This is a genomic window from Actinomadura sp. NPDC000929, assembly GCF_040492065.1.
In the GTDB taxonomy this organism is placed as follows: Bacteria; Actinomycetota; Actinomycetes; order Streptosporangiales; family Streptosporangiaceae; genus Spirillospora; species Spirillospora verrucosospora.
The window spans coordinates 1-15,819 of the sequence record NZ_JBEUPA010000174.1; the positions used below are offsets into that span (position 1 = coordinate 1).

At 75.5% G+C, this 15,819-nt stretch carries 19 protein-coding genes; 11 read left to right on the forward strand and 8 right to left on the reverse strand.

The features are described 5' to 3' along the window. The first annotated feature begins 93 nt into the window (after positions 1 to 93). Complete coding sequence (locus ABWI04_RS36865; protein ID WP_353835284.1) at positions 94 to 543, forward strand: LuxR C-terminal-related transcriptional regulator; 450 nt, start codon at positions 94 to 96, stop codon at positions 541 to 543. On the opposite strand, the gene ABWI04_RS36870 is transcribed toward ABWI04_RS36865, so the two are convergent. Beyond that, on the reverse strand, positions 540 to 2,048 hold the full coding sequence (locus tag ABWI04_RS36870) for an MDR family MFS transporter (RefSeq protein WP_345184403.1): 1,509 nt from the start codon (positions 2,046 to 2,048) through the stop codon (positions 540 to 542). The two genes, ABWI04_RS36865 and ABWI04_RS36870, sit on opposite strands and share 4 nt — an antisense overlap. Positions 2,049 to 2,131: 83 nt before the next feature. On the opposite strand from ABWI04_RS36870, the gene ABWI04_RS36875 reads away from it, so the two are divergent. The 4 genes from ABWI04_RS36875 to ABWI04_RS36890 all read left to right on the forward strand — a co-directional run bounded on the left by ABWI04_RS36875 (position 2,132) and on the right by ABWI04_RS36890 (position 4,840). Then, positions 2,132 to 2,587 carry a MarR family winged helix-turn-helix transcriptional regulator gene (locus ABWI04_RS36875; RefSeq protein ID WP_353835285.1) on the forward strand — a complete coding sequence of 152 codons (456 nt, stop codon included), beginning with the start codon at positions 2,132 to 2,134 and terminating at the stop codon, positions 2,585 to 2,587. Between the two features lie 148 nt (positions 2,588 to 2,735). Further along, entirely contained in the window at positions 2,736 to 3,866 is a 1,131-nt protein-coding gene (locus ABWI04_RS36880) for a sensor histidine kinase (RefSeq protein ID WP_353835286.1), read from the forward strand. After that, on the forward strand, positions 3,863 to 4,537 hold the full coding sequence (locus ABWI04_RS36885) for a response regulator transcription factor (RefSeq protein ID WP_345184398.1): 675 nt from the start codon (positions 3,863 to 3,865) through the stop codon (positions 4,535 to 4,537). The genes ABWI04_RS36880 and ABWI04_RS36885 overlap by 4 nt, the downstream gene beginning before the upstream one ends. A gap of 90 nt (positions 4,538 to 4,627) precedes the next feature. Continuing rightward, a complete protein-coding gene (locus ABWI04_RS36890) occupies positions 4,628 to 4,840 on the forward strand; it encodes a hypothetical protein (protein ID WP_345184396.1) in 213 nt (70 codons plus the stop codon). Positions 4,841 to 4,855: 15 nt separating this feature from the next. On the opposite strand, the gene ABWI04_RS36895 is transcribed toward ABWI04_RS36890, so the two are convergent. Together ABWI04_RS36895 and ABWI04_RS36900 are read right to left on the reverse strand one after the other, a co-directional pair. Continuing rightward, entirely contained in the window at positions 4,856 to 5,227 is a 372-nt protein-coding gene (locus tag ABWI04_RS36895) for a VOC family protein (protein WP_345184394.1), read from the reverse strand. Positions 5,228 to 5,337: 110 nt separating this feature from the next. Beyond that, positions 5,338 to 5,883: an AAA family ATPase gene (locus ABWI04_RS36900; protein ID WP_345184392.1), complete on the reverse strand. Its 546-nt coding sequence runs from the start codon at positions 5,881 to 5,883 to the stop codon at positions 5,338 to 5,340. Positions 5,884 to 6,063: 180 nt separating this feature from the next. On the opposite strand from ABWI04_RS36900, the gene ABWI04_RS36905 reads away from it, so the two are divergent. Further along, a complete protein-coding gene (locus tag ABWI04_RS36905; RefSeq protein WP_345184389.1) occupies positions 6,064 to 6,675 on the forward strand; it encodes a hypothetical protein in 612 nt (203 codons plus the stop codon). Positions 6,676 to 6,685: 10 nt separating this feature from the next. Here ABWI04_RS36905 and pdxR read toward each other — a convergent pair whose 3' ends face one another. Continuing rightward, entirely contained in the window at positions 6,686 to 8,074 is a 1,389-nt protein-coding gene (pdxR, locus tag ABWI04_RS36910) for a MocR-like pyridoxine biosynthesis transcription factor PdxR (protein ID WP_353835287.1), read from the reverse strand. A 46-nt stretch (positions 8,075 to 8,120) separates the two neighbouring features. Between pdxR and ABWI04_RS36915 the strand changes: the two genes are divergently transcribed. After that, complete coding sequence (locus ABWI04_RS36915; RefSeq protein WP_345184385.1) at positions 8,121 to 8,849, forward strand: phosphodiesterase; 729 nt, start codon at positions 8,121 to 8,123, stop codon at positions 8,847 to 8,849. Positions 8,850 to 8,886: 37 nt separating this feature from the next. Here the strand turns inward: ABWI04_RS36915 and ABWI04_RS36920 are convergent, their stop codons facing one another. Continuing rightward, on the reverse strand, positions 8,887 to 9,432 hold the full coding sequence (locus ABWI04_RS36920) for a helix-turn-helix domain-containing protein (RefSeq protein ID WP_353835288.1): 546 nt from the start codon (positions 9,430 to 9,432) through the stop codon (positions 8,887 to 8,889). Positions 9,433 to 9,505: 73 nt separating this feature from the next. Here ABWI04_RS36920 and ABWI04_RS36925 point away from each other — a divergent pair, with 73 nt between their 5' ends. Then, positions 9,506 to 10,237, forward strand: a complete 732-nt coding sequence (locus tag ABWI04_RS36925; protein WP_353835289.1) for an aspartate/glutamate racemase family protein — start codon at positions 9,506 to 9,508, stop codon at positions 10,235 to 10,237. Positions 10,238 to 10,263: 26 nt separating this feature from the next. After that, positions 10,264 to 11,058, forward strand: a complete 795-nt coding sequence (locus ABWI04_RS36930; RefSeq protein WP_353835290.1) for an isocitrate lyase/PEP mutase family protein — start codon at positions 10,264 to 10,266, stop codon at positions 11,056 to 11,058. On the opposite strand, the gene ABWI04_RS36935 is transcribed toward ABWI04_RS36930, so the two are convergent. From ABWI04_RS36935 to ABWI04_RS36945, 3 genes are read right to left on the reverse strand one after another with little or no spacing between them, the layout of a single operon-like run. Further along, positions 11,045 to 12,481 carry an NAD(P)/FAD-dependent oxidoreductase gene (locus ABWI04_RS36935; protein ID WP_345184372.1) on the reverse strand — a complete coding sequence of 479 codons (1,437 nt, stop codon included), beginning with the start codon at positions 12,479 to 12,481 and terminating at the stop codon, positions 11,045 to 11,047. The genes ABWI04_RS36930 and ABWI04_RS36935 overlap by 14 nt on opposite strands. 50 nt (positions 12,482 to 12,531) lie before the next feature. Next, positions 12,532 to 13,119, reverse strand: a complete 588-nt coding sequence (locus ABWI04_RS36940; protein WP_345184370.1) for a GNAT family N-acetyltransferase — start codon at positions 13,117 to 13,119, stop codon at positions 12,532 to 12,534. Then, positions 13,112 to 13,783 carry a carboxymuconolactone decarboxylase family protein gene (locus tag ABWI04_RS36945; RefSeq protein ID WP_345184367.1) on the reverse strand — a complete coding sequence of 224 codons (672 nt, stop codon included), beginning with the start codon at positions 13,781 to 13,783 and terminating at the stop codon, positions 13,112 to 13,114. The genes ABWI04_RS36940 and ABWI04_RS36945 overlap by 8 nt, the downstream gene beginning before the upstream one ends. Positions 13,784 to 13,945: 162 nt before the next feature. On the opposite strand from ABWI04_RS36945, the gene ABWI04_RS36950 reads away from it, so the two are divergent. Together ABWI04_RS36950 and ABWI04_RS36955 are read left to right on the forward strand one after the other, a co-directional pair. Further along, positions 13,946 to 15,010, forward strand: a complete 1,065-nt coding sequence (locus ABWI04_RS36950; protein ID WP_353835291.1) for a GNAT family N-acetyltransferase — start codon at positions 13,946 to 13,948, stop codon at positions 15,008 to 15,010. Then, the coding region (locus tag ABWI04_RS36955) for a class I SAM-dependent methyltransferase (protein ID WP_353835292.1) at positions 14,994 to 15,819 on the forward strand (826 nt) is incomplete at its 3' end. The genes ABWI04_RS36950 and ABWI04_RS36955, both read left to right, overlap by 17 nt.

A 15,819-nucleotide genomic window follows, 5' to 3' on the forward strand; every position in this document is an offset into this window, starting at 1 on the left:
GGCGCGGACCCCCACCTCGCCCGACGCGGCCAGCTCGGCCAAGGCGGGTAGCACCGGTATCGACTCCGCGTACAGCGAACCGGGCAGGAAGAGATGCGCGGCCGCCGCGAGCCGCCCGAGATCATCATCCTGACCACGTTCGACAGCGACGACCACATCCTGCGGGCGATGCGCGCCGGCGCGAGCGGCTTCCTGCTGAAGCACACCCCGCCGCCGGAGATCATGCGGGCGATCCGCCAGGTCGCGGCGGGCGAGCCGATGATGTCGCCCGCGGTGCTGCGCAGGATGATGGCCTACGTCGCCGAGAGCGGCGCCGATCCGCGCCGGGCCCGCGCCCGCGGCCTGCTGGACCGGCTGAGCGACGGCGAGCGGGCCGTGGCCGCGCTCGTCGGCCGCGGCCTGACCAACAGCGAGATCGGCAAGGAGCTGTCGCTCAGCGTCGCCACCGTGAAGGCGTACGTGTCGCGGCTGCTGGCCAAGCTGGAGCTGAACAACCGCGTCCAGATCGCCCTCCTCGTCCACGACGCCGCGCTCGACGACTAGCGGTTCTCTGGGCCGCGCCGCGCCAGCGGGACGTGGCGGAGCAGCAGCGCCGCCGCCAGGCCCAGCACGGTGACGGGCAGCGCGGTGACGAACAGGGTGGAGAACGCGTCCGCGAAGGCCTCGGCGACGCCGTCGCGCACCGGCGCCGGGAGGGTCTCCAGGACCTCGGGGCGGACGGCGTCGCCGAACGCCGGGACCCGCCCGTCCGGGACCCGTCGCACGATCTCCTCGGCGAACCGGTTCGAGACGACGGCGCCGAAGACGGCCATCCCGGCGGCGGTGCCGAGCATGCGGCTCGCGAAGACGCCCGAGCTCGCCGCGCCGAGGTCGCGGTGCGGCGCGGCCTGCTGCGCGATCAGCATGACGACCTGCTGGGACAGCCCGGCGCCGAAGCCGAGCACCGCCATGTAGCAGCCCGCGGCGACCAGGCCGGTGCCGGCGTCCATGGTCGCCAGCAGCGCGATTCCGGCCGCGCTGACCGCCATGCTCGCGGCCGGGAGCCGGTGGTAGCGGCCGGTGCGGTGGATGTACTTCCCGGCCGCCATGGACGAGGCCAGGAGCGCGAGCATCATCGGCAGCAGGAGCAGGCCCGATCGGGTCGCGCCGACTCCCCCGACGACCTGGAAGAACATCGGCAGGTAGGTGGCGAGGCCGAACCCGGTGGCGCCGCCGACGGCCGCGACGGCGCAGGCCACGCTGAACGACCGGTCGCGGAACAGCCGCGGCGGGATGATCGGCTCGGCGGCCGTCCGTTCGGCGAGCGCCCACGCGGTGAACAGCACGGCCGAGGCCGCCGCCAGCGAGAGGACGACGGGCGAGCCCCACGCGTACCGTGTTCCGGCCCAGCTGGTGAACAGGGTGAAGCAGGTGACGGCGGCGCCGAGCAGGACGATCCCGGCGTAGTCGATCCGGGGCCTGCCCTGCGGCGCCGGCAGCCGGAGGAACAGCACGATCACGGCGGTGGCGGCGATGCCGAGCGGCAGGTTGAGGTAGAACACCCACCGCCACGACGCGTGGTCGGTGAGGACGCCTCCGGCCAGCGGTCCCGCGATGCTGGAGACGGCGAAGACGATCGCCGAGTAGCCCTGGTACCGGGCGCGCTCGCGCGGCTCGAACAGCTCGCCGGTGAGCGCGAACATCGAGCTCATCAGGCAGCCGGCCGCGGCGCCCTGGACGGCGCGGAACACGATCAGCCAGGTCATGGTGGGCGCCGCCCCGCACGCCGCCGATCCGGCGAGGAACCCGAGCAGGCCCGTCAGCAGGACGCGGCGGCGCCCGAACAGGTCGCCGAGCCGTCCCGACAGGGGGACGGTGACGCTGGTGGCCAGCACGTACGCCGTCGACACCCAGGCGAGCCGGTCGAGCCCGCCGAGGTCCCCGACGATCGTCGGCAGCGCGGTGCCGAGCACCGTCGCGTCCAGCGAGGACATGAGCCCGGCGAGCATGAGGCCGCCGAACACCAGCAGCCGGTGCCGGTCGGTCATCGGCGCGGTCGTCTCGATCACGCGCACCTCCCATTTCTATGCGTTAGACATATAGATGCTAAACACAGATAGATGAGTCGCGCAATCCATCTAGACTGGGCGCCATGAGCGACGAGGCGCTGGACGCCGTCGAGCGGAGCATGGTCAGGCTGCGCAGGGGCATGTCGCGGCAGCGGCTGGGCAAGGCGGCGATCCGCGACCACAACCTCCCCGTCGACGTGCAGGTCCTGCACGTCGTGGACATCGTGGACGAGGGTCCCGACCGGCCCGGCGAGGAAATGAGCGTCGGCCTGGTGGCCGCCCGCCTCGGCGTCGACGCCTCGCGCGGCAGCCGCATCGTCGCCGAGGCGGTCAAGTCGGGCTACGTCCGGCGGGTCGCCTCGCAGGAGGACGGCCGCCGCATCCATCTGGAGCTCACCGACGCCGGCAGGGCCGTCGTCGACGCCACCCGCCGCACCCGGCAGGAGCACTTCGCCAAGGCCATGAGCGGCTGGACCGACGAGGAGCGCTCCGCCTTCGCCCTCCTCCTGTCCCGCTTCGTCCACACCTACGAGGACTGACCGCTCGCGCGGCGGCGAGGGGCGCCGCGCGTCCTCCCCCGGTTGCGGGCGGACGGCGCCCGCCTACAACCCCGGTTGCGGGTCCGGCGCGAAGCGCTCGGCCTCGCGGAGGACGGAGCCGCGCCGGACCGGCGTCTAGGCTGACGGGATGATGGGTGGTCGCCTGATCCCGCCGGCAGGGCGCGCGCGGGACGCGGCCCTGGCGGGCGGAGTGCTCGCCGTGGTGGCCGTCAGCAGCCTGAAGTCGCTCGTGGGGCCGCGCGAGGAGCCGTGGGCCGCGACGGCGTTCGACTGGGCGCTGATCCTCCTCGCCTGCGGGGCGCTGTTCTTCGCCCGCCGGCGCCCGGTGGCCGTCGCGGCGCTCGTCCTCGTGGCCACCGGCGTCTACTACGTCGCCAGCCTGCACGACGGCGGGCTGATGATCGCGGTCATCGCGGCGCTGTACGCGGTCGCGGCCGCGGGCCGGCTCCAGGCCGCCGTCGTCCTCGCGGCGCTGACCGTGATCGCCACCGGCGCCGGCACCCTCCTCGGCAACCGCGACGTCAACGGCGTCGCCCTGTTCATGCTGACCGGATGGCTGGTGGCCGTGGTCGCGCTCGGGTGGGTGCGGCACAGCCGGATCGCCTACCTGCGCGAGGCCGAGCGGCGCGCCGCCGGCGAGGAGCGGCTGCGCATCGCCCGCGAGCTGCACGACGTCGTCGGGCACCACCTCTCGCTCATCAACGTCCAGGCCGGAACGTCGCTGCACCGTTTCCACCGGGACCCGGCGCAGGGCGAGGCGGCTCTCGCCGCCATCAAGGCGTCGAGCCGGGAGGCCCTGCGCGACCTGCGCGCGACCCTCGGGGTGCTGCGGCAGGCCGACGAGGAGGCGCCGACCGCGCCCCCGCCCTCCCTGGACGGGATCGGCGGGCTGATCGGGACGGCGCGGGCGGCCGGGCTCACCGTGCACGGCGGCGTCACCGGCGAGGCGGACCCGCCCACCGAGGTCGGCCTGGCCGCCTACCGCATCGTGCAGGAGTCGCTCACCAACGTCTCGCGGCACGCCGTCGCCGCGGAGGTCACCGTCAGCGTCGAGCGCGGGCCGGGCGCGCTGCTCGTCGAGGTCGCCGACGACGGCCGGGGCGCCGCCGCGCCGCCGGCGGGGCCGGGCAGCGGCGTCGACGGCATGCGCGAGCGGGCCCGCGCGCTCGGCGGCGAGCTGACGGCGGGTCCGCGGCCGGGCGGCGGCTTCCTCGTCCGGGCCCGGCTGCCCTACGGGAACGAGGCGCGCAAGCGATGATCAAGGTTCTGCTGGCCGACGACCAGGGCCTCGTGCGGGCCGGGTTCCGCTCCATCCTCGACGACGAGGACGACATCACCGTCGTCGGCGAGGCCGCGGACGGCGCGCGGGCGGTCTCCGCCTGCCGCGGGCTGCGCCCGGACGTGGCGCTGCTGGACGTGCGGATGCCCGGCATGGACGGCCTGGAGGCCGCCCGGCGGATCACCGCCGACCCGCGGCTCGGCGGCGTGCGGGTGGTGATCCTGACGACCTTCGACCTGGACGAGTACGTGTACGGGGCGCTGCGCGCCGGAGCCACCGGCTTCCTGCTCAAGGACACCGAGCCGGCGGAGCTGATCCACGCGGTGCGGGTGGCGGCGCGCGGGGACGCGCTGATCACCCCGTCCGTCACCCGCCGCCTCATCGGAGAGTTCGCCGGGCGCGCCCAGGCGCCCGTCCCCGGCCCGCGGCTCGACTCCCTCACCGTCCGGGAACGGGAGGTGATGCTGCTCGTCGCCGCCGGGCTCAGCAACGACGAGATCGCCGCCCGCCTCGTGCTCAGCCCCGCCACGGCCAAGACCCACGTCAGCCGCATCATGTCCAAGCTGGACGTGCGGGACCGCTCGCAGCTCGTCATCCTCGCCTACGAGTCCGGCATGGTCAGCCCGCGCTGGGTGCGACCACGGCGGTAGGCGCGCCGCCGGCCCGCAACCGGCGGGGTAGGGCGGAAGCCCGCCGCGGGCCGATGCGGCGGGGGCGGCCGCGTCCCGATCATGGGGACCATGAACCACACCGGCGCCATGATCGGGCTCGTGGTCGGCGGGGCCGCGGGCTTCCTGCTGACCGAGACCGTGGGAGCGTTCTTCACCTTCGTCCTGGACCGCACGCTCGACGTCGACGGCACCCCCCTCCTGCTCGCCGCCTTCATCGTCGTGCCGATCCTGTCCGCCCTCGCTGGCGCCTTCGCCGGCTCGCGTTTCCGGACCGGCCGGTGAGCCCGGCCCCGGCGGTCAGGTCAGGCGCGCCCGGAGCAGGCAGAACTCGTTGCCCTCCGGATCGGCCAGGGGGACCCAGCTCTCCTCCCCGGTCTGCCCGATGTCCACCGGCCGCGCGCCGGCGGCGAGGAGCCGCTCCAGTTCGGCGTCCTGGTCCCGGTCCGTCGCGTTCACGTCGAAGTGCAGCCGCAGCTTGCCGTTCTTCGGCTCGTCGCTGCGGCTGAGGATCAGCGTCGGCTGGAGCCCGCCGGACCCCTCCGGCGGGCCGATCTCGATGTCGCCGTCCTCCCGGTCCAGCTCCACGAACCCGAGCACCTCGCACCAGAACTCCGCGAGTCTCTCCGGGTCGCGGCAGTCGAGCACGAGTTCACTGATCCGGCACGCCACGGTCGGCCTCCACCAATCAAGATCGGATATCGGCTCCCACGCTCTCAGAGACCCGTGCGGGGCGTCGAGCGAAATGCCGCCGGCCGGCGGGAACGGTCCCGGGCGCCACCCTAGAGGCGCAGCCGCAGGCGGCCGGAGGCGAAGGCCTCGGCGACCCGGGCCTCGGTCCCGGCGGCGTCCTCGCCCGAGGTGTCGAGCACGTGGCGCTCCAGCTCGCCGAGGTCGGCGAACTGGTCCCACATCGCCAGGACGGGACGCCGATCCACCAGCGCACCGGGCGCCGTCCGGGCCTGCGCACGGGCGAGCGTGACGTCGCGATGCGGGCGAAGCGCCGCGTAGTGGAAGGGCACCGAGGGGTGCCGCGTCGCCTGCCGGCGGAAGTGGCCGAGCATCCAGGGGCCGACGATTCCGTCGACGACCGTGACGAAGCCCCCGCTCGCGTAGGTGAACGCCGCACCGGCGATGACGTCCATCACCGTCTCGTTCTGGGAGTGCGACGCCGGCTCGTACGGCGGGACCGCTCCGGCCACGATGCAGTGCCAGAAGTCGTCGGTGTGCAGGTGGACGGCCTTCTCCTGGCGGCGGGCGATCCGGGCCGCGACCGTCGACTTCCCCGCTCCGGGAGGGCCGGTCAGAACGAGAACGCTGCTGGGCACATGATCACCCTAGCGGCGGGCGGCGGGCGGCCCGCGCCCATGCCGGATCGCGGAGGGTGACGGTCGCAGGCCAGATGTGGGTCGCGGAGTCGCCAGACAGGCGCAACCTCACGGTAAGTGACCAGAACGTCGCACTCGGGAATGGGGAGCGTGACGTCGATCCCCCGAGAGGAACCGCATATGCCGGCTCAGCGCCTGGTCCAGGGACAGCCCCCCACCCGCGAGCCCGTCCTGCTCGTCCACCAGGTGTCGGGCACCTTCCTGCAGAGCGAGAACCAGTCGACGACGACGCTCAACGACGAGGTGCAGAACGAGAACCACTGGCCGCTGCCGTCCGACAAGACGGCGCAATGGCGGCTGTACGAGATCCGGTTGCGCGGCGGGCGCTCCGTCCACCTTGTGGAGCACCAGGTCAACGAGCACGTCCTGACGTTCCGTCCGGGGCCCGGCCCCGGAAGCATCCCGCAGCTGTCGCCGATCCTGACCGCACGGGAAGGGCGGACGGGCAGCCCGCTCCAGCACTGGAGGTTCATCCCCGTGCCGGGCACCGGCGCCAACTACTGGGGGATCGTGCCTGACCAGTACCCCGCCTACGCCCTCGGTCTCTACAACAACCACGTCGCCGACGACCAGTGGGTGGTGCCGACCCCGACGTGGGGCGGGCCTCCGACGCTCTTCCACGCGTGGTCGGCCGTCCCCACCACCATCCCGGCAGGAGACATCGAGGAGGAGGACGCGTGGCTGGTCGGCGAGGACGAGGGGGCGGCGCCCGAGCCGCGCACGAACATGTGAGCGGCGCGGGTCACGCCGGGGCGAGCACGGCGCAGAGGGCGTCCAGAGCGGCCGGGTAGGCGGCGCCGACCGGGGTGCTGTAGCCGACGACGAAGCCCTGGGGGCGGTCGCCGGGGTCCTGCCAGTGGTCGCGCAGAGGCATGAGGGCGAGGTCATGGAACGCGGCGCGGCGCATGACCTCGCCCTCACCCTGTCCGCCGTCCGGGAGCATGACCAGGGCGTGCAGCCCTGCGGCGACCCCCTGGACCCGGACCCCGGGGGCGCGGTCGCGCAGCGCCGCGACCAGGAGGTCGCGGCGGCGCCGGTAGCGCAGGCGGGCGGCGCGGACGTGCCGGTCGTAGGCGTGGGTGCCGATGAGGTCGGCGAGGACGAGCTGCGCGAGCGACGGGGTGTGGGCGTCGGCGAGGCGCTTGGCCTCCGCGAAGGGCTCGACCAGGTGGGCGGGCAGGACCAGCCAGGCCAGGCGCAGCGCCGGGGCCAGGGTCTTGGACGAGGTGCCGCCGTAGACGACGTGGTCGGGCGCCGTCCCCTGCAGGGCCCCGACCGGCTGGCGGTCGTAGCGGAACTCGCCGTCGTAGTCGTCCTCGACGATCGTGCCGCCGGCCTCGCGGGCCCAGGCGGCGAAGGCGCGGCGGCGGTCCGGGGGGAGGGTCGCGCCGGTCGGGTACTGGTGCGCTGGGGTCAGCACGGCCGCGCCCGCCGGGCCGAGCGGTCCCGGGAGCGCGCCCCGCTCGTCCACGGGCAGCGGGACGACGGCGAGGCCGGCGCGCCGGACGATCGCGCGGTGGAACGGATGCCCCGGCTCCTCCATCGCCATCGAGTGCGTTCCGAGGTCCCGCAGGACGGAGGCGAGGAGGCCGAGGGACTGGGCGTACCCGGACGTCACCACGATCCGGGAGGGGTCGGCGTGCACGCCCCTGGCCCGGCCGAGGTATCCGGCCAGCGCCTCGCGCAGCTCGCGGCGTCCGCGCGGGTCGCCGAGCGCGTGCACGTCGGGCGGGGCGGACGCCAGGACGCGGCGCGTCGAGCGCAGCCACGCCGTGGAGGGGAACGTGCTCAGGTCGGGCCGCCCGGGCAGCAGGTCGTGCGCCGGCGCCTCGACGGACGCCGGCTCCGCAGGCGCGGGCGCCGGCGCGGGCCCGGCCGCGACCCGCGTCCGCCCGCCGGGGACGGCCGTGAGATAGCCCTCGGCCGTCAGCTGGTCGTAGGCGGCGCTGACCGTCCCGCGCGCCAGGCCCAGCTCGGCGGCCAGCGCGCGGGTCGAGGGGACGACGTCGCCAGGGGCCAGGCGCCGGGACCTGACGGCCTCCCGGAGGGCGCGTTCGAGTCCGGCGCGGCGGCCGCCCGAGGGGTCGACGTCCAGATGCAGGTCGACCGAACCGGTCCATTCTCCGCGCATGGAACTGGATCTTAATCCTGGTCCGGTCGGGTTCTAGATTCGCACCATGATTGTTCTCGCGCAGCTCAGCGACACCCATCTGGACGGCGGCGACGGCCGGGCCGAACGCGCGGCCCGGGTCATGGACCACCTGAACGGCGTGCCGGTCGACGCCGTCCTCGTCACCGGGGACATCGCCGACCACGGCGAGCCCGCCGAGTACGAGCAGGCCCGCAAGGTCCTCGCGTCGGGGCATCCGGTGCTGACCTGCCCCGGAAACCACGACAGGCGCGGCCCGTACCTAGAGTTCCTGCTGGACGAGCCGCCGGGCGACGGCCCGGTCAACCGCGTCCACGAGATCGGCGGGGCCACCTTCCTGATGTGCGACTCGACCGTCCCCGGCGAGGCCCACGGGCGCCTCGACGACGAGACGATCGGGTGGCTCGACCGGCGGCTCGCCGAGGCGCCGGACGCGCCCGCGTTCGTCTGCTTCCACCACCCGCCCGTGAGGCTCCAGATCCCGTACGTGGACGGGATCCGGCAGTTCGGCGAGCGGCGCCTGGCCGAGGTGGTCCTGCGGCACCCGCAGGTCGTGGCGATGCTGTGCGGGCATGCCCACACGGCCGCGGCCACGACCTTCGCGGGGCGGCCCCTCCTCGTCGCCCCCGGCGTCGTGTCCACCCTCCGGCTGCCGTGGCAGCAGGGCGACATCGCCGACCTGACCGCTCCCCCGGGCGTCGCCTTCCACGTCCTGGACGACGACGGCCGGCTGAGCACGCACTACCGCACCTTCTAGGGTGCGGCCGGGGCGGCGCTTCCCGCCCCGGCCCGGACTAGAGGTGCTCCATCAGGAAGACCGCGACCGTGCCGGGCGCCAGCGCCTCGAAGACGTGCGGGGCGTCGCCGGGGTAGGCGAGGTAGTCGCCGGGTCCGAGCTCCAGCGGCCCCGACGCGGGCCCGGCCACGGCGCGGCCGGCGCTGAGGACGACGTGCTCGGTGGTGCCCGGCGGATGCGGGTCGGAGACCCTCGGCTCGCCCGGCTCCGCAGTGACGCGGTAGAGGTCGCGGCGCGCGTGCGGCGGGGACGACGCCAGCAGCGTCGCCGTGTAGTCGGCCCGGTCGGAGTGCGCGGCCGGCCCCTCCCCCGCCCGGATCACCCGGACGGCCTGGCGCGGCGGGTCCACCAGGCGGCTGAAGGGCACGCCCAGGGCCGTCGCCAGGGCCCACAGCGTCTCCACACTCGGGTTCCCGGCGCCCGACTCCAGCTGGGAGAGCGTCGACTTGGCCAGGCCCGCGCGCCTGGCCAGCTCCGTCTGGGACATCCCGGCGCGCTCGCGCTCCCGCCGGATCGACGCCGCGATCACCGCGATCACATCCACTCGCCCGCTCCCGCCCTCCGAAGGTAGTGTTCACTGTACTGGACGATTGTTCGCTACAACGAACGGACTGAGCATGAGGCACCTCGGCATCCTCGCCCACAGCGCGGAAGGCGCCGCGCTGTGCTTCCGGACCTTCTGCCAGGAGGGCTTCCGCGAGCTGGGCCCCGACGACCACCCGGACGTGACGCTCGACCTCATCGCGCTCGCGCGCAGCATGCCCTCGTGGGACGCCGGTGACCACGCCCCGATCAGGGAGATCCTGGCCGAGAGCGCCCGGCGGCTCGCCGCGGCGGGCGCGGACTTCTTCGTCTGCCCCGACAACACCGCGCACCTGGCCCTCGAACACCCCGGCGCCGACCTGGCGCTTCCCGGCCTGCACATCGTCCAGGTCGTCGCCGACCAGGCCGCCCGCGACGGCCGCACGCGCGTCGGCGTGCTCGGCACCCGCTACACCATGGACGGGCCGCTCTACCCGCGCGAGCTGGCCGTGCGCGGCATCGCCGCCGAGGTCCCGGACCCGGCCGACCGGGAGACCGTCGACCGGATCATCTTCGACGAGCTGGTCAACGGGGTCTTCACCGAGGACTCGCGCCGCGAGTACGTCCGGATCATCGAGCGCCTCGCCGCACGCGGGTGCGACGCGGTCGCGCTGGTGTGCACCGAGATCCCGCTCCTGGTCACGCCCGAGGCGTCGCCGCTGCCCACGCTCGACTCCACCCGCCTGCTGGCCCGCGCCGCCTTCGACGTGGCCGCGGACCGGCGTCCCGTCCCGGCCTGGCGCGGCGGACGCTTCGACGCCCGTTGAAACGACCCGCCCCTAGAGTGCCGGTCATGGACTTCGGGGGCGAGGAGAAGGCGAGCCGTTTCCGGCGGCTCCACCACGGGGACCGTCCGCTGGTGCTGCCGAACGCTTGGGACTTCGCGAGCGGCGCGGCGCTGGTGGAGGCCGGGTTCCCGGCGATCGGCACGACGAGCCTCGGCGTCGCCGCGGCGGCCGGGAAGACCGACGGGGCCGGCGGCACGCGCGCGGAGACGATCGCGCTCGCCCGGACGCTGGCGCGGCTGCCCGTCCCGGTGACCGTCGACGTCGAGGGCGGGTTCTCCGACCGGCCCGGCGACGTGGCCGCGCTCACCGCCGAGCTCGCCTCGTACGGGATCGCCGGGATCAATCTGGAGGACGGCCGCGCCGGCGGCGCCCTCGCCTCCGCGCGCGACCAGGCGGCCGTCATCGCGGCCGTCAAGGAGGCCGCGCCGGGGGTGTTCCTCAACGCCCGCGTCGACACGTTCTGGCTCGGCGCGCCGGACCTGGAGGAGACGCTGCGGCGGGCGCGGGCGTACGCGCGGGCGGGAGCGGACGGGATCTTCGTCCCGGGGATCGCCGGCGACGCCGACGTCCGGGCGGTCCTGGAGGCCACCGGCCTGCCGCTGAACGTGCTCCACCTGCCGGGCGAGACCGACTACCCGCGGCTCGCCCGGCTGGGCGTGCACCGGGTGAGCACCGGTTCGCTCCCGTTCCGCGCGGCACTGCGCGCGGCGGTCGTCGCGGCCCTCGGCGTGACCGGGGAGGGCGACGCCCCTCGCGTACCGTCGTACGGGGACGTCCAGCGGCTCGTCAGTGGCCGGTGATCCGGTCGGCGAGGCGGGCCAGGCCCGAGGTTCGCGCGGACGGCGCGGACGACTCGCGGGCGTCGGCCGCGCGGTAGAGGGCGTACATCGCGTGGACGCCGAGCCAGCGGAGGGGTTCGGGCTCCCAGCGGCGGACGCGGCGGTCCACCCACGGAAGCGCCGTCAGGTCGGTGTCACGGCCCAGGACGAGGTCGCGGAGGGTGCGGCCGGCGAGGTTCGCGGTGGCGACGCCGTGGCCGGTGTAGCCGCCGGCGTGGCCGAGCCCGGTCGCGCGGTCGAGGACGACCGTCGCGCACCAGTCGCGGGGGACGCCGAGGACGCCCGACCAGGCGTGCTCCACCGCCCCCTCATCGGCGACGGCGGGCAGCATCCCGGCGAGCATCGTCCAGAGCGCGTCGACGGTGGACGGCTCGGTCCGACCGCCGTCGTCCACGCGCGACCCGTACCGGTAGGGGCGGCCCCGGCCGCCGAAGGCGATGCGGTCGTCGGCGGTGCGCTGCGCGTACATGTAGTAGTGCGCCATGTCGCCGAGCAGCTCGCGGCGCTCCCACCCGATCTCCTTCCAGGCGCGGGCGGGCAGCGGCGTCGTGACGATCATCGAGCTGTTCATCGGGAGCCAGTCGCGGCGGTGGCCGGGCAGCGCGGCGGTGAAGCCCTCGGTGGCCCGCAGCACGTACTCGGCGGCGACGGTCCCGAACGGGGTGACGGCGGCGGCCGCCCCGTCCGGCCGGCGTGGGTCGATCCGCACGACCGGCGTCCGCTCGTAGATCTGCACGCCGAGCCGCCGGACCGCCGCGGCGAGCCCCCGGACGAGCGCGGCGGGCTGCACGCGCGCGGCGTGCGGGCTCCACGCGGCGCCGGTCGCGCCCTCGACGCGCAGCCGCTCGTCGCGTTCGGCGGCGGGCAGCGGGACGAGGTCCTCGTCGCTCCAGCCCCACTCGCGTGCCTCCTCCACCAGGGCGGCGAGGCGGGCGCGCTGGGCGGCGTTCCGGGCCACGTGCAGGACGCCGCCCTTGACCAGGCCGGCGTCGACGTCCTCGGCGCCCGCGACGCGGACGACCTCGTCCACCGCCCGGAACATGGCGTGCTGCAGCGCGATCGCGGCGGGACGCCCGTGCCGGGCGGCGTAGCGCTCCCGGGATCCCGCGATCTCCCCCAGCACCCAGCCGCCGTTGCGCCCGGACGCGCCGAACCCCGCGAACTCGCGCTCCAGCACGACGATCCGCAGGTCGGGGCGGGCGCGCTTGAGGTAGTAGGCGGTCCAGAGCCCGGTGTACCCGGCGCCGACGACGCACACGTCGGCGGTGCGCGGGCCCGGCAGGCGGGGGCCGGGTTCGGGGCGTCCGGCCGCCCGGTACCAGTGGGAGACGCCGCCGTTGGCGAAACCGGGAGCCAGGGGCGCCCGGCCCGGGGAGGAGCTCATGGGCTCATCCTGCTGCATTCCGCAGCAAAATCAACAGGCGACAACGGATTCTAGGGCACAGCGTCGACTTTTCGACGGGATCCGACCCAACGGGAGCGTTCGGCGGCGTAGTACGCGGCGCCGTCGGGCCCGGCGGGGCCCTCCCGCCACCGGCGCATCCCGAGCTGGAGCGCGATCTGCGACGACGCGGGGTTGGCCGTGTCGATCTCGGCGGTGATCCGGTGCACCCCGACCACTCCGAACGCGTAGTCCAGGACGGCGCGGGACGCCTCGGCGGCCAGCCCCCGCCCCCAGTGGTCGGGCTCCAGGCTGTAGAGGATCTCGACGTCCACGCCGTGGCCGAGCGGACCCTCGTGGTGGCTGAGCCCGGCCACGCCCGCCAGCGGGCCGCCGGGCGCCGCCGCGCCGCCGCCCGGGGACGCGGGGGCGGGGCGCAGCGCCCACAGCCCGTAGCCCTCGGTGGCGAAGTCCCGCTCGCTGGCCTCGATGATCTCGCTGACCTGCACGGGCGTGACCACCCGGTCGTCGAACAGGTGGCGGCGGACGAGGGGCCCCGTCCAGTGCGTCAGCAGGGCTCCGTGGTCGCGCATCGACACCGGGTGCAGCACGAGCCGGACGGTGCGCAGCACCTCACTCATACCCGTCCCCCGCGGCGGGCCACTCGGGCGCGGCCTCCCCGTCGGGGACGCCGACGCGGAACACCCGCAGCTGCAGCGCGAGCGCCTGGTAGTAGCCGACGAGCGTGACCAGCTCGACGAGGGCCGTGCGGCCGAGGGTGGCCACCGCCTCGGTGTAGACGGCGTCAGCGAGATCGCCCTCGGCCACGAGCTGGCGCGCCGCCTCGTACACGACGCGCTCGCGGACGTCGGCGAGCATCGGCGCACGGCCCTCGCGCAGCGCGTCCGTCTCCTCGTCGGCGAGCCCCTGCCGGCGCCCGATCCGCTCGTGGGCGTACCACTCGAAGTCGGAGCGCAGGTGCGCCGCCACGACGAGGGTCGCGATCTCGCGCTCGCGCTTGGTGAACCCGGTGCGGAAGCGCAGCGCGGCACCGAGGTCCTGCAGCGGCAGCCCGACGGGAGGGCTGTAGAGCATCGCGTTGAACGGGCCCTGCAGGCGCCCGATGTCGTCGGCCAGGGCGAAGGGGGGATTGCGGTCGCCGGCGCGGGGCCCGCCCGTCACCGCCTCGTAGACGGCTCGCTGCTCCTCGCTGAGCGAACCGGGGAGGAGCAGCGGGAGCCTCGTCGGGGACGGGCCGCGCCGCGGTCGGTCGTTCACGCGCTCACCGGTCACGGGGTCGATCACTCACCGCACGCTAGGCGCTCGGAGCGGGCGGCTCAACCCCCGTCCGGAATGTGAAACCCCTGGCACACGATGACGTAGCGGCCGCGTAACACGCGTCGGCGACCCTTGTCGGCGACCGCACCGGACACGAACGGGGCGCCCGGCCCCCGGAGGGAACGTCCCATGCCGCTGCTGCGCATCCGCACCGAGATCGAGGACCGTCCCGGCCGCCTCGCCTCCCTCACGGCCGCGCTGGCCCAGCGCGGCGCCAACATCCTCGGGCTGTCGGTCCAGCTCGACGCCGACGGGGTGGTCGACGAGTTCATCGTCGACGTCCCGCGCGGCGGCCCGGACGCCCGCGCCCTCGCCGAGGCGCTGGGCGCGGCGGGCGGCACCCGCACCGCCGTCCTCCCCGCGCGCCCCCACGAGCTGGTGGACGAGCCGACCCGCGCCCTCGCCCTGGCGGCCCGGCTCCGGGCCGAGCCGCACGCGGTGCCCGAGATCCTCGGCGAGCTGCTGCGCGCCGACGAGGCACGCTGGGACGCCCCCGGCGACGAGGACCCCGACCGCCGCGACCTCCTCGTCCCGGTGCGCGGGCGCTCGGTCCGGCTCCGGCGCGCCGGGCTGCCGTTCACCGCGACGGAGGCGGCGCGGGCCGACGCGCTGGTGCGGGCCGCGCTCCCGGCGGCGCCGCGCCCGTCGGCGTCCCGGCGGATCGCGCTGCGCGACGGGACGCAGGTGGTCGTCCGGCCGGTCGAGCCGCGCGACGGCGACGCCGTGCGGGCGCTGCACGAGCGCTGCTCGCTGGACAGCCGCCGGATGCGCTACTTCAGCCCCAAGCCGTACCCGCCGCGCCGGTCGTTCGAGGGGTTCTGCGATCCCGCGCGGGGCCTGACGCTGGTCGCCGAGGGCCCGGACGGGTCGCTGCTGGCGCTGGCGCACCTGGTCCTCGTCCGCGACCCGGGCGCGGCGGAGGTCGCGTTCCTGGTCGAGGACGCCTGGCAGGGCCGCGGGCTCGGCCGCGGCCTCGCCGGGCTGCTGCTCGCGCTGGCCCGGGACCGCGGCCTGGTGGAGGTGCGGGCGACCGCGCTGAGCGAGAACGCCCGGATGCGGCGGCTGCTGACCTCGCTCGGCGGGCGGACGCGGCGCACCGGGGACGCCGCGATCGTGGAGATCAGGCTGCGGCTGGACGGCCGTCCCGCCGAGCCGGGGGCGCTGGCAGGATGGGCGGGTGAGCGGCGTATATGACGATCCCTGGGCCTACGAGCTGGCGTGCTCGTTCCGCGACGTGCCGGCCGAGGTGGACGTCCTGCTCGGCTGGTGCGCCGAGCAGGGCCTCGCCCCCGCCACGGCGCTGGAGCTCGCCGCCGGGCCCGCCGAGCACGCCCGCGAGCTCGCCCGCCGCGGGCTGGCGGCGACGGCGCTCGACCTGAACCCGCGCATGTGCGCCTACGCGGCCCGCGAGGCCGAACGCGCCGGCGTCGGGCTGGAGGTCGTCGAGGGCGACATGACGCGGTTCGCGCTGGGCCGCCGGTTCGACCTCGTCGCGACCATGCTGGACTCCACGTCCCACCTCATGACGCTGGACGCGTTCGTGGCGCACCTGCGGTGCGCCGCCGCGCACCTGTCCCCCGGCGGCCTCTACGTCGTCGAGATGTCGCATCCCCGCGACCGGCTGGGCGACGACCCGAGCGTCACCACCGGCTGGACGGTCGAGCGGGACGGCGTCCGGGCGAGCGTGCGCTGGGGCGAGCCGTCCGACCGGCTGGACCCGGTCACCCAGATCGCCGACGACCGCGTCACGATGACCATCACCGGGCAGGGCGCGGAGCCGCGGGTCGTGCGCGACGTCGTGCCCTACCGGTTCTGGACCGCCACCGAGCTGGACGCCGCGATCCGCCTCGCCGGCGGGCTGGAGGCGGTCGCGCAGTACGGCGACTTCGGGGTCGGCGGGGGGGCGGGCCCCCCCCCCCCCCCCCCGGGCCCGGGGGCGCGGGAAGAGACAGCGCCCCCCCCGGCGGGGTGGGGGGGGGCCCCCCCCCCGCCGGCGCGGCCCC

Coding starts and splice junctions, on each gene's coding strand:
- ABWI04_RS36930 (WP_353835290.1), top strand. CDS start 10,264: ATGGACTTCGGGGGCGAGGAGAAGGCGAGCCGTTTCCGGCGGCTCCAC.
- ABWI04_RS36890 (WP_345184396.1), top strand. CDS start 4,628: ATGAACCACACCGGCGCCATGATCGGGCTCGTGGTCGGCGGGGCCGCG.
- ABWI04_RS36950 (WP_353835291.1), top strand. CDS start 13,946: ATGCCGCTGCTGCGCATCCGCACCGAGATCGAGGACCGTCCCGGCCGC.
- ABWI04_RS36885 (WP_345184398.1), top strand. CDS start 3,863: ATGATCAAGGTTCTGCTGGCCGACGACCAGGGCCTCGTGCGGGCCGGG.
- ABWI04_RS36880 (WP_353835286.1), top strand. CDS start 2,736: ATGATGGGTGGTCGCCTGATCCCGCCGGCAGGGCGCGCGCGGGACGCG.
- ABWI04_RS36935 (WP_345184372.1), bottom strand. CDS start 12,481: ATGAGCTCCTCCCCGGGCCGGGCGCCCCTGGCTCCCGGTTTCGCCAAC.
- ABWI04_RS36875 (WP_353835285.1), top strand. CDS start 2,132: ATGAGCGACGAGGCGCTGGACGCCGTCGAGCGGAGCATGGTCAGGCTG.
- ABWI04_RS36865 (WP_353835284.1), top strand. CDS start 94: ATGCGCGGCCGCCGCGAGCCGCCCGAGATCATCATCCTGACCACGTTC.
- ABWI04_RS36915 (WP_345184385.1), top strand. CDS start 8,121: ATGATTGTTCTCGCGCAGCTCAGCGACACCCATCTGGACGGCGGCGAC.
- ABWI04_RS36905 (WP_345184389.1), top strand. CDS start 6,064: ATGCCGGCTCAGCGCCTGGTCCAGGGACAGCCCCCCACCCGCGAGCCC.
- ABWI04_RS36940 (WP_345184370.1), bottom strand. CDS start 13,119: ATGAGTGAGGTGCTGCGCACCGTCCGGCTCGTGCTGCACCCGGTGTCG.
- pdxR (WP_353835287.1), bottom strand. CDS start 8,074: ATGCGCGGAGAATGGACCGGTTCGGTCGACCTGCATCTGGACGTCGAC.
- ABWI04_RS36925 (WP_353835289.1), top strand. CDS start 9,506: ATGAGGCACCTCGGCATCCTCGCCCACAGCGCGGAAGGCGCCGCGCTG.